The organism is Pseudomonas sp. RGB (assembly GCF_007713445.1).
Taxonomy (GTDB): domain Bacteria; phylum Pseudomonadota; class Gammaproteobacteria; order Pseudomonadales; family Pseudomonadaceae; genus Aquipseudomonas.
The window spans coordinates 25,921-38,982 of sequence record NZ_VMSH01000025.1 but is presented as its reverse complement, the minus strand read 5'-3'; the positions used below and the strand labels follow the sequence as shown (position 1 = coordinate 38,982).

Below are 13,062 nucleotides of genomic sequence, written 5' to 3'. Positions count from 1 at the left end.
GACCACTTGCCCAGGACGGGCGCATTAGGAAACCGCACCGGATCCGGTGCGGTTTGCGTTTACCAATGGCGGACGGTGTTCACGACCGCACATCCGCCGAAAAAGAAGCCGAGGAAAGGGGCGAAAAGGGGGAGTAACCCGACGACCAATAACGCCGCTTATGTTCAATGCCCCCCACCTTTCAGGCAAGGTCGGGGGCCTTTTTTGCCTCAACGTTTCCCACTTTCGGCCAAAGTGGGGCACCATTTTAGGCCTAAATGATTTTACGCACTGACCGACCTCACTCGAAAAGGACCCGCCCCGATGACTGATCACACCCCGGATCCGCTGGACGACCTGCCGCCGTTGGATGCCGATCTGGAGGCCCAGTTGCAGCAGCTGAGCGCTGAAGACTCGGCCGCCCTGCTGGATCAGCTGCTGCGCTATGACACGGACCTCGATGCCTTCCAGCAAGTCATGCTCAAGGAAGCCGAACAGGCGGCCGCCCTGGACGTGCTGGAAGGTGTCGACGTGGACGCGCTGCAGCGCGACTTGCACGCGGAGCTGGCCGACTTTGATTCGGCAGCGGCCGAGCGCGAGCTGCAGACGCTCGCGGCGTTTGAGCCGTATCAGGCGTTGCCGCAGCTTTCCCGGGATGAGCATCAGACCTTGATGGTCCAGCTGCTGAACGGCGAGATTGATCAGGCCGAATTTAATCGGCGGGTGGGCATCGACCCGGATGCGCCAGGCGAATGGCGCAATGTGGATTGATGAGCCTGAGCAAATTGGTATTGCCGGCGGATGTGCGCACGGTGATCGACCGCCTGTTAGCTCCCATCGAAGCGGCCGACAGCGCCAAGGGCGTGAACATGGCCGCCCAGCGCGCCGAAGGGTTTGTGCTCGGGCTGGAGACGGTCAAGGCCTTCCAGTCACCGCGTATCTCAAGAATGGCGGCACCCTGGAAAACGCGGCGGCGATGGCCAACCATGCCTCGACCCGTACCACGCAGTTGTACGACAGGCGCTGCGACGAGATCAGCCTGGATGAGGTCGAGCGAGTACGACTAGAACCCTAGTGGGAAAGGCATATGCGCCCGGCACGCTAAGAACCCCAGAACAATCCATAACAACTTTGAATAACGCGATCAAGAACTGGTTGTTGATGTTTTGTTGGCGAAAAATAGAATTTGTGCCCAGACAAGCCTTTCGGTAAGCTTCGAGAACGGGCGCGAATCCGTATTCTCAAAAACCTAAAGGATGTCTGGACATGAACATTTTACTCGATATAGAAGAAGGCCTCACCCGTGAAATCATGGATTTTGCAGATGAGGAGCTACTGACCTTTGAACAGGCTCATGCCTATATTCTGAAGAAAGGTCTCGAAAAAACGCAGATGGTGGCTCTTGATGCCGGTGACGTCGACGCACTGGTCGACAAACTGATCAATCAGTCTCTGAAGACTGCGCAGGACAAGCCATTCCTACTGGCTGCGGTCTACAGGACGCTTGGGAAAAAACCAGCTAGCGAATGGGCCAACCTGCACCCTACCACCCGTAAATTGATCGGCAAACGCTTTCGCCAAGCCGTTTCGGAATACGATGACGAAGCCCTGCGTGGCCAGCTTATCGTAGAGTTCATGGAGAAAACCGCTCAGAACTCGGCCCTGTATCGTATTACTCAAAAAGTGTGATATTCCTCTGAAAGCCCTGCGAACCAGGGCTTTCTTATCCACTCAACAAGCTGGCACCGACAATTGACTGGGAATGGGTATGAAAAACCGTGACGACTATGATGCTGGTTGGACCCAACCAACGTTCAACCCCAAAACTGGGAAGCGGCCTGCAGGTGGTGCCGCTCGAAACATGCTTCTGGCTCGGCAGGGTGGTGCGCAAGCGGTGCGTAATGCAGGCGCTATTGATGCCTACAATCAGATGGCACCTCTTTTTGAGCAGTATCAAAATCAGTTGGATGCTTCACAGAAAATCAGCGGTCAGTTGTTGCAAGAGCTCCAGAAGCTCCAGGTGCAAAAGAAGCCCTGAGGCCGCCTTCTTCGTTTAAAAGCTCGTAAAGCGGGCTTTTAAACGATTTTTTGGTCTGCTTGGGGGAGCCGTGTACATCAGTATTTGACTCGGAACGTCGGCGAATCCTCGGTTCGTTGGCCTCGTCGGTCATACAGGCGCGTAGTACTGATGTTGGCATGCCCCAACCATACCTGTACCTTGGCAATGTCCGCGTCATGCTCTAGGGCATTGGTTGCGGCGGTTGCCCGCAGACCATGCACGCCTAATCCGTCTACGTGAATGCCTGCTGCCTTTGCCCATTGTGCAACGACGGTATAAATACCGTTTGCGCTGACGCCGGCACCGGTAGTTCGACCTCGGATCGAGCGGAACAGCGGGCCATTGCCGGGTTCGCGTTGAGTGTCTCGCTCCAGGTACTCGTAGATCCGATCCGCCGCGACTGGGTGTAGCGGCAAATAGCGGGTCTTGCCTCCCTTCCCTCTTACCATTAAGTGCTTGATGCCGCGACGATCTTGCAGATCGCCGGTCATCAACTGTGCCGCTTCCTGTCGACGCAGGCCTTGGTATAGCAACACCGCCAAGATCGCTCGGTCGCGCAGGCCTTTGAGCGTTTCAGCGTCCGGTGCCGTCAGTAGTAACTTAGCCTGGTCGTCACCGAGTGCCGGCGTCTTGCCTTCGTTGGATTCAACCCGGGGCCTTTTGACGCCGTGCACAGGATTGCCGCCGGCGACGGCGTTGTTCTCCAGGAGGTGATCAAACAAGCTAGCCAGCGCCGCTAGTTTGCGTCGGATGGTCGCCCCAGCCAGGGCCCGGTTTTCGAGCTGGGCGCGCCAGGCCAGGACGTGGCCACGGGTCACTGCGCGAAACTCCTCGGCGCCGGTGAGCCCGACAAAACCGCAGAAGTCGGCCAGGTCGTTTTGATAGGCGCGGCGCGTGCGTGGGTTGTCGATATTGGCGAACCATTCCGCCGCTGCCGGCACCTCAGCCAGGATCTGAAACTCGGCAGCGGTTAGACGGCGTTCGCCAGCGATCTGCAGATGGCTCGCTGTGCTGGCCGGGAGGTTGATAGGGTCACTCATGGCTATGCGAGATCTACGAATTCGTCAGGCATTCGATAAACCACTCCTCCCCCTCCTTCCATAGCCAATTTCCACTTATGGCCTAAGGTTTTTCCTAGGCCCATTCCAGAACCCTTCACTAGATGAGCAATACTGAATTTGTGGGGCAAATACATATAGTCTCCTGCCGTCACGTCTCGAGCGCGGATACGCCTCACGAAAATCGTGTTACCTGCATTGGTAATCATGACATTCAGAGGACCTCCGCAGGTTATGCAGGTCCAGTCATCGTCGTTCACAGCGGCCAGGTTCAGAATCAGATTGTGCTGGCCACAACCTGCGTTTACACATTTGTAACCTTTGTCGTGCCCAGTGTTGATGCGTGGCGCCATGATGAGATCCTTTCAAAAAGTGGTGATAACGTATTTCTTACATTGGTAAGTAACGGCCATAACCGACAATGGTACGCATGCGCCGCCGGGGGACGTGGTGTCAACGAGCTGACGAACAGCCATAATCCTTCACGATTTCTAGCCGATAGCTTCAAGACCAGGCCTCTGGCCATCTTGCAGTGGGAAGTCCTATGCGGCTCAGAAATATAAACCTCGCTCCACGCGCCACCTTGTTTTTTTCGGCCATCATTTTGCTGGTCGTGGTCTTGGGCGTCATCGCCATACTGCAGATGGGCAAGCTTCGCGATACGGAAAAGGATGTCGAACTGAATTGGCTACCCAGTATTCGGCAAACCGCGATGATGAACTCCACCGTCCTTCGCGTCCGGTTGGAGACCCAGCGGGCCGTTGCCGATCCTCAAACCGTTCAGCAGACCATCGTCAAATTTCCTGCCTACCGGAAAGCCATGAAGGATGCGGTCTATAACTATGAGACCCTCATTGCGAGTGACCAGGAGCGACAGTTGTTCTTGGCCGTGAAAAAGTCCTACGACGATTACGCAAGCCAACTGGATCTGCTGGAACCTTTGTTGAAGGCAGGCGACACCGCTTCGATTGTCAAACTCGTCGCTACCGGTATACGTCCCCTCACGAACCAAATGGAAACTCAGGTCGAGGAATTAACACAATTCAATAACAAAGGCGCTGCGCTTGCCGGTGTTCAAGCGACGCAAGTTTATGATTCAGGTCTTTACATCGTCATCGGCCTGATTATCTTCGTCGCGCTCCTGACTCTTTGTTTGGCAACTCTTCTAACCAAAACGATTACGTCGCCCATCGGGAGCGCCCTTAGCGTCGCCGAACGCATTGCCTCAAGCGACCTGACGAAGGAGGTTGAGGTAAGCGGTACCGACGAGGCAGGCAGGCTTTTGAGCGCGTTGGCCACGATGCAGCAGAACCTTCGAAGCACGATCATGCAGATCGCTGACTCCTCATCCCAACTGGCTGCCGCCTCGGAAGAAATGACCGCGGTGACTGAGCAATCCAGCCTTGGCCTGGTGTCGCAGAATGATGAAGTAAATCAGGCTGCAACTGCTGTCACCGAGATGAGCGCTGCAGTGGACGAGGTAGCACGCAATGCCGAATCAGCTTCCGAAGAGTCCAGGAAAGGTCAGGGCTATACGGAGGTTGGTTTGGAGCGTGTATCGCAGACGCTTAAGTCCATCGAAAAGCTGTCGAGCAACGTGCGCGACACCAGCGAGCAGATCACTGGCTTGTCCAATCGTGCACAGAACATTTCCAAAGTGGTTGAGGTGATCAGAGCCATTGCTGAGCAGACCAATCTGCTTGCGCTCAATGCCGCGATCGAGGCCGCTAGGGCGGGTGAACAAGGCCGAGGCTTCGCAGTCGTTGCCGACGAAGTTCGAGCCCTCGCTCACCGCACGCAAGTGTCTACGCAAGAAATTGAGCAGATGATTCAGGCCATTCAGAACGATTCTGACCAGGCCGTGAAGGCGATGGCCACCAGCAGAGAACTGGCTGCAGAATCCCTAAGCGTCGCAGGCGATGCCAGCAGTTCGCTTGACCAGATCGCGACAGCTATTACGGGCATCAACGAGCGTAACATTCTCATCGCCACCGCTTCGGAAGAACAGGCGCACGTCGCCCGGGAAGTCGATCGCAATCTGGTTAGCATTCGCGAGCTGGCCTCCCAAAGTTCTGCAGGTGCAAGCCAGACTGCAAGCGCTTGCAACGAGATGTCGAAGCTTGCGGTTAATCTGAATCAGCTGGTCAATCGTTTCAAGGTTTAAGGTATTCACGTACGTCAGCGGACTCGTCCGATGTCCTTGGATATCGGACCTAGACTGTCTGGCGATATACCGTCCTCCCTGAGCCTGAGCCTGCAGGGATTGCACAGTCTATTGGCTATTGGGTTGATCGGCTGTTTGTGTTTTGTGGGGTGGGTGACGTTGCGGGCCCGTGAAGATGTCCCGTAGGATCATTGATCTGAATTGTCTTCCCATGCTGCCATCCATCCGCACCTGGATCTGCTTTGGGGATCTGAATATCGGCTCGTTGAGCTTTGATTGCCGACTTGACGATTCCCAAGCGTTGGTTGCGTTGTTGCTGCATTGCGGGATCAGCCTGGCCGTCAGCTGTGATCCCCATCATCAGTTGTGGAACACCTAGGGGAAGTGTTTTGTCTTGATCGGTGTGCCAGGTGTGCCACGTCTTGCCATAGGTATGAGCCAGTCGCTCCACCCGGTCAGCAATACACGTCGTGGGCTCGCTGGTAATGACGGCTGCCGGGCTTCTGTCCTATCAAATAATCAGCACGCGCTGAGGAGAGGAATATGAAAGGTTTTCTGGTGACTTTCTTTACTCAACAGAATCGTCGCTATCAGGGAAAGATGCTCGGCGACTGGGTCGTTGATTTGGCGAAAGAAATGGGACTGCGGGGTGCGACCCTGTCCACAGGTATCGAAGGCTTTGGGCATACCGGCCGGCTGCATTCCTCGCATTTTTTTGAACTAGCGGATCAGCCTACCGAAATTCGTATGGCCATTACCGAGGACGAATCTGAACAGTTATTCAAGCGATTGGAGCTTGAAGATATCTCGTTGTTTTACATAAAAACCCCAGTCGAGCTGGGCTTCGTCGGAACAGAGGTCACCTAGTTTGGCCCTCTTTCATAAGCGGTGACTCGAAGACGCCTTCGCTTGCCTCGTACTCCGAAACACGATTTTACATTTTGGACAGACCTAGCTAAGCTCGGCGCATTGGAGATGGCATTCCTCCATTAACCAACCGCTGCGCCCGTAGCAGCTGATGATGCCTACAGAAACCTGATCAATCAGGTCTGTAGGCGTTCGCGCTCAGATTCCCTTTTTGGTCAGGCCCACTTACTTTTTTGTGGCTGGCCAAATGTCTAAATTTCGACGACCTGAACAACTCGACTTACTGCCCTATATAGCGAAATGGCTTGCGCTTGCAGGTCTTGTAGCTCTTTTGGCAGGCTCTGCTTCTGCGTTATTCCTCCTTTCCTTGGATCATGCCACCCAGTGGCGAGAAACCCATCCTTTGGTGATCTGGCTCCTGCCAGTGGCTGGCTTTGCTGTGGGACTTGCATATCACTTGATAGGCAAACCCGTTGATGCCGGAAACAACCTGATCATCGATGAGATCCATGATCCTAAGAAGATCGTGCCTTTGCGCATGGTGCCGATGGTGCTGATTGGAACCGTGGTTTCCCACCTTTTTGGTGCATCTGTGGGACGTGAGGGGACGGCGGTGCAAATGGGCGGTGCCCTTGCCGATCAACTGACGCATGTCTTCCGTCTGCGCCGCGAAGACCGTCGGGTGATTCTCATGGCCGGTATCAGTGCTGGCTTTGCGTCCGTCTTCGGCACCCCTCTTGCCGGGGCTTTATTCGGACTTGAAGTATTGGCCATTGGACGTATGCGTTACGACGCGCTTTTCCCTTGCGTGGTTGCGGCAATCGTTGCTGACCAGGTGGGGCAAGCCTGGGGCGTGGTTCACACGCATTACGTCATTGGCGAAGTGGTTCCGGTGCAGCTGTGGAGCGTCATGGCTGTGGTGGCAGCTGGGATTATCTTTGGCCTTACCGGCCTGCTATTCGCGACTGCAACCCACAAGCTCGGAGCCTTCGTTAAGCGGCTTATCACCTATTCACCATTAAGACCCTTCGCCGGCGGCCTGCTGATCGCAGTCTCAGTGTGGGCGCTCGGTAGTAACCATTACATCGACGTTGATAAGTACATCGGGCTAGGCATTCCGAGCATCGTCCAATCCTTTCAGATGCCAATGGCCCCTTGGGATTGGCTTGGAAAGATGGTGTTCACCGTTGTCTCCTTGGGCACTGGATTCAAAGGCGGTGAAGTGACACCGCTGTTTTACATCGGTGCCACCTTGGGGAATGCGCTGGCTCCCGTCTTGCACCTTCCCTTCGGCATGCTGGCTGGTATCGGCTTTGTCGCCGTCTTTGCCGGTGCAGCTAATACGCCACTGGCAACCATCGTTATGGCCATGGAGCTCTTCGGGCCCGAAATTGCTCCGCTTGCAGCCATTGCCTGTATCGCAAGTTACCTCGTATCCGGACACACCGGGATCTATCACGCCCAGCGCGTCGGCCACAGCAAGCATCACCGTCCTCTTCCGGAGGAAATCCGGCTCTCTGATATCAAGCAATTTCATGCTCAAAGTGAATCCGCCAGCGAGCGGAAAGTGACTCTTGCGGGGGAAGAGAAATGATTGAACATCACCAAGATCGCCTGACAGCTTTGCAACTCTATTTTCCTGGCGCTAGCCGGGCTCGCGTGACCAGCTTCTGGCACCACCTAAGCGCACTTGCACTAGCCCAGCACCTCCTTAAAGTTGCTCAAAAAGCAAAAATTGAGCAGGTCATGCTCAAGACGATTTCTGCAGGTTATTTGCCAGGCTATCGCATCTCCCATCATCACCCGGAGCTTGGCGATATGCGTCATCCCCAGTGTCTGGAATTGCTAGATACAGAGGACAAGCTGCGCGCATTCCTGCGCGACCACGCTGACGAGTTACGCAAAGTGCGAGCAGTTCTTCTCTTATGTGAGTTACCGCTCACTGACGCGTCGTAATTCAGTTTGAAAACAGCTCGGAAATGAAGAGGTAAGGCCGACCGAAGCGTCGGTCACTCGCGACATTAGAGGATGTAGCTATGAACGGCTTTCAACTGACGTTTTTCACTGAACAGGGTACCAACTACCAGCACCTTCCACTGGGAGAGTGGTTGGTCGAGTTCGCCAAGCGAGAGGGCGCGCTGGGTGCGACGTTGGTGAGCGGTACGGAGGGGCTAGATCATTTGGGGCATTTGCATACGGCGCATTTCCTCAGCGGTGCCGATCATCCCGTCACGGTGACTATGTCCACTGATGAAATTGGGTGCGACAGGTTGCTGGAGGCATTGGCCAAGGAGTCGTTTTCACTGAGCTATATCAAATTGCCCATCGAATACGGTCGAGTGGGCCAGGCGAAAGACTAAAAAGCGCACCTTGTTGGACAACCAGTAAAAAGGATAAACGCCATGTACCGAGTTTATAACCTACGTCCACAGCCAGCCCCTGCTAACTGGGCTCGTGACAACAAGCCGCTTCTCGTAGGACTGGTTTTCTGGTCACTTTTTCTGGCCGGCATCGCAGGCAGCCAAAGGGTATCGAGCGAAGACTGGTACATCGTCACGTCGCTCGAAGGCGCCTTGGTCAAGATGCGTATGCCCAGTGAGAAGTCCTGCAAGGCCGACGTGACCCAGGCCTGCCTGCCGGGCTACGAGCTGAGAGCACAGCAAAATTGAGCGTCATGAGCGCGATATTTATGAGACTGCGAATGGGGCTCAGAGACGCCGGCTCATTGAAATCACTTTAGAAAATTGGGAGACCACATGTGCGCAGTGATGCTAAGCATCGTATTCGGGCTTGTGATGGGCAGGTCTTTTACAGGATCCGTGTATGAGTTCGCCGCGCTTTTCATCGTAAGCATTGGCGTGTCGCTGCTGACCTTTCATCTGCTCAACCAAAGGCGGGCCAGGCTACAAGCCCAGACTGCGTACTGCTGCTCCGTGATGGTTACGTCAAACCAAATGCTGGAGCTCTTCCAGATGGCAAAGGGAGGGCAGTTCGTGCCCTTGATGGGAGAGATTCCTGAACTAATTATTGGAGGCTTCTTGGTTCCCGCAATTGCGGTGTCGGCCGTGCAGCTGTTCAGGATGCTCATGGAGAACTGACGTCCGACATAGAGGCCTCTCAACGTATTCACATGATTAATGAAGTTCCCGAATCGCTCCTTGGAGAAGATCAATGAACACGCAAATCCAGACTATTCATGCACGTGAAATTCTCGATTCACGCGGTAACCCTACCGTTGAAGTCGACGTCACCTTGGAGGGCGGAGCCCAGGGCCGGGCATCGGTTCCATCCGGTGCGTCTACAGGCGCTCACGAAGCAGTTGAGTTGCGTGACAAAGATACACAGCGGTACTCCGGCAAGGGAGTGTTAAAGGCCGTTAGCAATGTGAATACCGAAATACTTGAGTCTCTGAGGGGCGTGAATGCGATTGACCAGGAAAAAATTGATCATTTGATGATTAAGCTGGATGGAACCTCTGATAAATCCAGGCTTGGAGGAAACGCGATATTGGGCGTGAGCCTCGCCATTGCCAGAGCGGCGGCTTCTGCGCTGAACTTGCCCTTGTTCCAATATCTGGGCGGCGAACAAGTAGCAAGAATGCCCGTCCCGATGTTCAATATTCTCAATGGAGGTGTCCACGCCAACTGGCAAGGCCCTGACTTTCAGGAATTCATGATTGCACCTACAGGGGCTGGCAGTTTCAAGGAAGCCTTGCGATGGGGCGCCGAGGTGTACCACGAGCTGAAAGCGGTGCTTAAGGACGTCGGCTATTCAACTGCGGTCGGAGATGAGGGCGGCTTTGCGCCGGCACTCAAGAAAAACTCAGACGCCATTGAGCTGATCATCAAGGCAATCGAAAGGGCTGGTTACGCGCCTGGATCTCAGATCGAGATCGCTATCGATCCAGCATCCAGCGGCTTCTATGAAAACAGGCTTTACCATCTGCGCTCTGAGGGTCGTAAGGTCGATGCTCAAGAGCTGATTAGTCTCTATTCCTCCTGGGTCGACAAGTATCCGATTGCGGTACTGGAAGACGGCCTCGCGGAAGACGATTGGTCAGGCTGGAAGCTATTGAATGCTGCTCTGGGTGACCGGATCGAGTTGGTTGGAGATGACCTATTTGTCACCAATGTCGAACGGATTCAGCGAGGCATCACAGAAAACGTCGCCAATGCCGTATTGATCAAACCTAATCAAATCGGAACGCTGACTGAGACCAAAGCCGCCATCGAAATGGCCTACGGTGCAAATTGGGGGGCGATGGTTTCTCATCGTAGCGGGGAGACGGTGGACAGCTCCATCGCTGATCTGACTGTCGCGATGGGGACTGGCCATCTCAAGACAGGAGCTCCATGCCGGGGGGAGCGGGTCGAGAAATACAATCAGTTTCTGCGAATAGAAGAGCATCTTGGCAGCCGTGCGTTTTATGCAGGACATGATGCATTCGTGCGCTGACGGCCTATCGCCGGTAAACCTGTTGGACTGGTTACCGTAAAAAAACGAACCACGTATAGCTGTTGGCAAAAACGTCAGTGGCATTGGCCTTTCCTAGACGCTTGGAGATATGAGCATGAGCTATACGGATATTCCAGCTGGTAACGCGATCCCCGATGACTTCTTCACCGTTATCGAGATTCCTGCAAACCACTCGCCGATCAAGTACGAGGTGGACAAGCCAAGTGGACAGATCTTCGTTGATCGCTTCCTCAGCACGCCGATGTTCTACCCGGCTAACTACGGGTTCATTCCAAATACCTTGAGCGATGACGGCGATCCTTTGGACGTCCTCGTGATTTGCCCTTACCCGGTATCACCTGGCGTTGTCATCCGCAGTCGCCCAGTAGGTGTGATGTACATGACGGACGAAGCTGGTGCGGATGCCAAGGTAATCGCAGTGCCTCATGAAAAACTCAGCTCTATGTACAGCAATGTAAAGGAATGCTCTGACCTCCCTGCGTTACTCCTCGCACAGATTCAGCACTTCTTCGAAAACTACAAAGCGTTAGAGCCGGGTAAGTGGGTGAAAATGGGCCGCTGGGGGAGCGCAGACGAAGCGCGGGAAGATATTCGTAAATCGGTAGCGGCCTATAACCTGAAGAAGGAGGCTTGCAAGTAGTGTTACTCAATCAGAAGAGCGCAGAGCAGGAAATTTCTCTGAAGGTAAGAGAAGACTTTTTGCTGCTGCCGAAAACTGCTGAATTGACGCGCTGGGTAATGGCCCAGTCCACGGGCGGAAGAACTTTACCGTATTTCGATCCACTGGATGGCGGCGTCTTCGCAAGGGTATTGATCTTGTTGGAATCGCCCGCTCGAACGGTCAGTCTTCCACGGTATGTCTCAAGAGACAATCCGGGGCCTGCACAACGCAACCTGAAAGGTTTCATTGAGCAGGTTGGACTGGCACGTCACAAAACCGTCCTTTGGAATTTGTACCCTTGGTTACCAGATCTCGATAAGCCCAAGGGTCCGCTCCGCAGAGCGCAAATTGAGGAAGGTATCGAGATGCTGATCACGCTACTGACGCTTTTCCCTGATCTCGTCACTATCGTGTTTGCCGGACGTGTTGCCCAGAAAGCCATACCGCGTGTTCGGCTCGCCTTCCCTAATTTTTCATTGCTGGAAATGCCACACCCAAGTCCCCTTTCTGTTTGCACTCACCCGAATGTTAGGCAGCGCATTTTGTCCACACTGCGTCACGCCAAACAGTCGATCAAGTAGCCAAAGGCTCAGGTTTTGCTCGCCTTGTTCAGCGAGTGGATACACGGCGAGACGAACAAGTTGCCGCGATAGGCACCAGCCAGGGTTTTAGCCGCGACGATCATCCACATGACAGTCAGCATCAACACCAGCACCACGCCAAAGAAGCTAAAGAACGTGAGGTGCAGCATAGAGCCCAATTTGAGGGTTGTTACGGCGTACACTCCCAGCGGAAAGGTGAAGCCCCACCAGCCGAGGTTGAAGGGAATGCCCTCCCTGAAGTAGCGCCCGGTAATTAGCAGCGCCAATACCATCCACCACAATCCCAGCCCCCAGAACAGCACACCACCGATCAAGCCAATGCCCTCGGCTACGCCGCCGATGCTTGCCATTCCATGAGCAGCAAAGATTGCTGGAGCATCGTTGCCCAGCAGCAACATCCCCAAAGCCCCGGTACCGATCGGCCCTAAAGACAGCCAGCTCGATGCTGCCATGCTTTCATGAGGTAGTTTGTGCAGCGCCATGCGCAGTAACAGGATCACCAGTATGCTCAAGGCGACGGGCACCGAGTAGGCCCACAGCACGTAGCTGGTGATGAGCATGGTGAACTGTGCGCTCGCATCAGCGAGGTGCGGAGCCAATAGACCGCCACTGGCGGCAGCCACCTCAGCCGCAACTACTGGCAGCAGCCATACCGCTGTCATCTGATCAATGCTGTGCTGCTGGCGAGTAAACATCATATACGGGATCAGCACCCCGCAGGCCAATGCCATGGTGACATCGATCCACCACAACACTTCCGCTAAAGCGACTACCCCACCCCCCCAGCGTGGCAAACCATAAAGGAGAAAACCGTTGATGATGGTCGCCAATCCCATGGGGATAGTTCCAAAAAACATCGATACAGTGGAGTGGCCGAAGATCTGTTTGGCCTCGTCGAAGAACAATACCCAACGGCTCGCGTACATCAGCGTAAACAGGCAAAACAGCACGATATTAAAAAACCACAAGGCTTCCCCTAACGCTTTGGGCCACTGCGCAACAAAGGGCAGTTGGCCCAGAGCCAGCGCCAGAATCCCGGTGCCCATCGTGGCGGCGAACCAGTTGGGTGTGAACTGCCGGATCGCTTCTCGTGGATTGGACAAAGCCGCCAGTGGATGGCTGCCGCCCATTATAGCTGCGAGTCGTGTCTCACTCATTTTCGCGCTCCCGCTTCAGTGTGCCTTCAATATGACATG

Annotated in this window: 16 protein-coding genes, 2 pseudogenes and 1 riboswitch; of the genes and pseudogenes, 14 read left to right on the top strand and 4 right to left on the bottom strand. The window is 54.6% G+C overall.

The features are described 5' to 3' along the window. Nucleotides 1-303: 303 nt before the first annotated feature. From FPT15_RS28305 to FPT15_RS28290, 4 genes and pseudogenes are all read left to right on the top strand, one after another. Nucleotides 304-750 carry a hypothetical protein gene (locus FPT15_RS28305; protein WP_145166025.1) on the top strand — a complete coding sequence of 149 codons (447 nt, stop codon included), beginning with the start codon at nt 304-306 and terminating at the stop codon, nt 748-750. A gap of 157 nt (nt 751-907) precedes the next feature. Continuing rightward, nucleotides 908-1,054 (top strand): annotated as a pseudogene (locus tag FPT15_RS30505) (integrase); the annotation flags it as partial. Nucleotides 1,055-1,245: 191 nt separating this feature from the next. Further along, entirely contained in the window at nt 1,246-1,668 is a 423-nt protein-coding gene (locus tag FPT15_RS28295) for a hypothetical protein (RefSeq protein WP_145166024.1), read from the top strand. A 79-nt stretch (nt 1,669-1,747) separates the two neighbouring features. After that, a complete protein-coding gene (locus tag FPT15_RS28290; RefSeq protein ID WP_145166023.1) occupies nt 1,748-2,017 on the top strand; it encodes a hypothetical protein in 270 nt (89 codons plus the stop codon). Between the two features lie 77 nt (nt 2,018-2,094). On the opposite strand, the gene FPT15_RS28285 is transcribed toward FPT15_RS28290, so the two are convergent. Further along, nucleotides 2,095-3,078, bottom strand: coding sequence for a tyrosine-type recombinase/integrase (locus FPT15_RS28285; protein WP_145166022.1), 984 nt, complete (start codon nt 3,076-3,078; stop codon nt 2,095-2,097). Between the two features lie 2 nt (nt 3,079-3,080). Continuing rightward, a complete protein-coding gene (locus FPT15_RS28280) occupies nt 3,081-3,449 on the bottom strand; it encodes a hypothetical protein (RefSeq protein ID WP_145166021.1) in 369 nt (122 codons plus the stop codon). Nucleotides 3,450-3,640: 191 nt separating this feature from the next. On the opposite strand from FPT15_RS28280, the gene FPT15_RS28275 reads away from it, so the two are divergent. Then, entirely contained in the window at nt 3,641-5,260 is a 1,620-nt protein-coding gene (locus FPT15_RS28275; protein ID WP_056843720.1) for a methyl-accepting chemotaxis protein, read from the top strand. 115 nt (nt 5,261-5,375) lie between these two features. Here FPT15_RS28275 and FPT15_RS28270 read toward each other — a convergent pair. Further along, nucleotides 5,376-5,711 (bottom strand): annotated as a pseudogene (locus FPT15_RS28270) (DUF1264 domain-containing protein); the annotation flags it as partial. 92 nt (nt 5,712-5,803) lie between these two features. Between FPT15_RS28270 and FPT15_RS28260 the strand changes: the two are divergent. From FPT15_RS28260 to FPT15_RS28220, 9 genes are all read left to right on the top strand, one after another. Next, nucleotides 5,804-6,127 carry a DUF190 domain-containing protein gene (locus tag FPT15_RS28260; RefSeq protein WP_005895494.1) on the top strand — a complete coding sequence of 108 codons (324 nt, stop codon included), beginning with the start codon at nt 5,804-5,806 and terminating at the stop codon, nt 6,125-6,127. Nucleotides 6,128-6,222: 95 nt separating this feature from the next. Then, a riboswitch (Fluoride riboswitch) is annotated at nt 6,223-6,295 on the top strand. A gap of 79 nt (nt 6,296-6,374) precedes the next feature. After that, nucleotides 6,375-7,721, top strand: coding sequence for a voltage-gated chloride channel family protein (locus FPT15_RS28255; protein ID WP_145166020.1), 1,347 nt, complete (start codon nt 6,375-6,377; stop codon nt 7,719-7,721). Next, on the top strand, nt 7,718-8,083 hold the full coding sequence (locus FPT15_RS28250) for a hypothetical protein (protein WP_056843722.1): 366 nt from the start codon (nt 7,718-7,720) through the stop codon (nt 8,081-8,083). Before FPT15_RS28255 ends, FPT15_RS28250 begins: the two co-directional genes overlap by 4 nt. An 80-nt stretch (nt 8,084-8,163) precedes the next feature. After that, nucleotides 8,164-8,487, top strand: a complete 324-nt coding sequence (locus FPT15_RS28245; RefSeq protein WP_056843723.1) for a DUF190 domain-containing protein — start codon at nt 8,164-8,166, stop codon at nt 8,485-8,487. A gap of 42 nt (nt 8,488-8,529) precedes the next feature. After that, nucleotides 8,530-8,796, top strand: a complete 267-nt coding sequence (locus FPT15_RS28240) for a hypothetical protein (RefSeq protein ID WP_145166019.1) — start codon at nt 8,530-8,532, stop codon at nt 8,794-8,796. Between the two features lie 87 nt (nt 8,797-8,883). Beyond that, nucleotides 8,884-9,225 (top strand): hypothetical protein, encoded by a 342-nt coding sequence (locus FPT15_RS29895; RefSeq protein WP_178119763.1) that lies wholly within the window; start codon nt 8,884-8,886, stop codon nt 9,223-9,225. Between the two features lie 73 nt (nt 9,226-9,298). Then, on the top strand, nt 9,299-10,582 hold the full coding sequence (gene eno / locus FPT15_RS28230) for a phosphopyruvate hydratase (RefSeq protein WP_145166018.1): 1,284 nt from the start codon (nt 9,299-9,301) through the stop codon (nt 10,580-10,582). A 115-nt stretch (nt 10,583-10,697) separates the two neighbouring features. Beyond that, complete coding sequence (gene ppa / locus FPT15_RS28225) at nt 10,698-11,243, top strand: inorganic diphosphatase (protein ID WP_010924789.1); 546 nt, start codon at nt 10,698-10,700, stop codon at nt 11,241-11,243. After that, on the top strand, nt 11,243-11,845 hold the full coding sequence (locus FPT15_RS28220) for a uracil-DNA glycosylase (RefSeq protein WP_052739322.1): 603 nt from the start codon (nt 11,243-11,245) through the stop codon (nt 11,843-11,845). Before ppa ends, FPT15_RS28220 begins: the two co-directional genes overlap by 1 nt. 8 nt (nt 11,846-11,853) lie before the next feature. Here FPT15_RS28220 and FPT15_RS28215 read toward each other — a convergent pair whose 3' ends face one another. Beyond that, nucleotides 11,854-13,023 (bottom strand): TDT family transporter, encoded by a 1,170-nt coding sequence (locus FPT15_RS28215; RefSeq protein ID WP_010924791.1) that lies wholly within the window; start codon nt 13,021-13,023, stop codon nt 11,854-11,856. Nucleotides 13,024-13,062 lie beyond the last annotated feature (39 nt).

What these genes read in the sequence shown, in the direction of transcription:
- FPT15_RS28290 (WP_145166023.1), top strand. Translation starts at nt 1,748, where the DNA reads ATGAAAAACCGTGACGACTATGATGCTGGTTGGACCCAACCAACGTTC.
- ppa (WP_010924789.1), top strand. Translation starts at nt 10,698, where the DNA reads ATGAGCTATACGGATATTCCAGCTGGTAACGCGATCCCCGATGACTTC.
- FPT15_RS28295 (WP_145166024.1), top strand. Translation starts at nt 1,246, where the DNA reads ATGAACATTTTACTCGATATAGAAGAAGGCCTCACCCGTGAAATCATG.
- FPT15_RS28275 (WP_056843720.1), top strand. Translation starts at nt 3,641, where the DNA reads ATGCGGCTCAGAAATATAAACCTCGCTCCACGCGCCACCTTGTTTTTT.
- FPT15_RS28245 (WP_056843723.1), top strand. Translation starts at nt 8,164, where the DNA reads ATGAACGGCTTTCAACTGACGTTTTTCACTGAACAGGGTACCAACTAC.
- FPT15_RS29895 (WP_178119763.1), top strand. Translation starts at nt 8,884, where the DNA reads ATGTGCGCAGTGATGCTAAGCATCGTATTCGGGCTTGTGATGGGCAGG.
- FPT15_RS28305 (WP_145166025.1), top strand. Translation starts at nt 304, where the DNA reads ATGACTGATCACACCCCGGATCCGCTGGACGACCTGCCGCCGTTGGAT.
- eno (WP_145166018.1), top strand. Translation starts at nt 9,299, where the DNA reads ATGAACACGCAAATCCAGACTATTCATGCACGTGAAATTCTCGATTCA.
- FPT15_RS28280 (WP_145166021.1), bottom strand. Translation starts at nt 3,449, where the DNA reads ATGGCGCCACGCATCAACACTGGGCACGACAAAGGTTACAAATGTGTA.
- FPT15_RS28285 (WP_145166022.1), bottom strand. Translation starts at nt 3,078, where the DNA reads ATGAGTGACCCTATCAACCTCCCGGCCAGCACAGCGAGCCATCTGCAG.
- FPT15_RS28240 (WP_145166019.1), top strand. Translation starts at nt 8,530, where the DNA reads ATGTACCGAGTTTATAACCTACGTCCACAGCCAGCCCCTGCTAACTGG.
- FPT15_RS28255 (WP_145166020.1), top strand. Translation starts at nt 6,375, where the DNA reads ATGTCTAAATTTCGACGACCTGAACAACTCGACTTACTGCCCTATATA.
- FPT15_RS28250 (WP_056843722.1), top strand. Translation starts at nt 7,718, where the DNA reads ATGATTGAACATCACCAAGATCGCCTGACAGCTTTGCAACTCTATTTT.
- FPT15_RS28260 (WP_005895494.1), top strand. Translation starts at nt 5,804, where the DNA reads ATGAAAGGTTTTCTGGTGACTTTCTTTACTCAACAGAATCGTCGCTAT.
- FPT15_RS28215 (WP_010924791.1), bottom strand. Translation starts at nt 13,023, where the DNA reads ATGAGTGAGACACGACTCGCAGCTATAATGGGCGGCAGCCATCCACTG.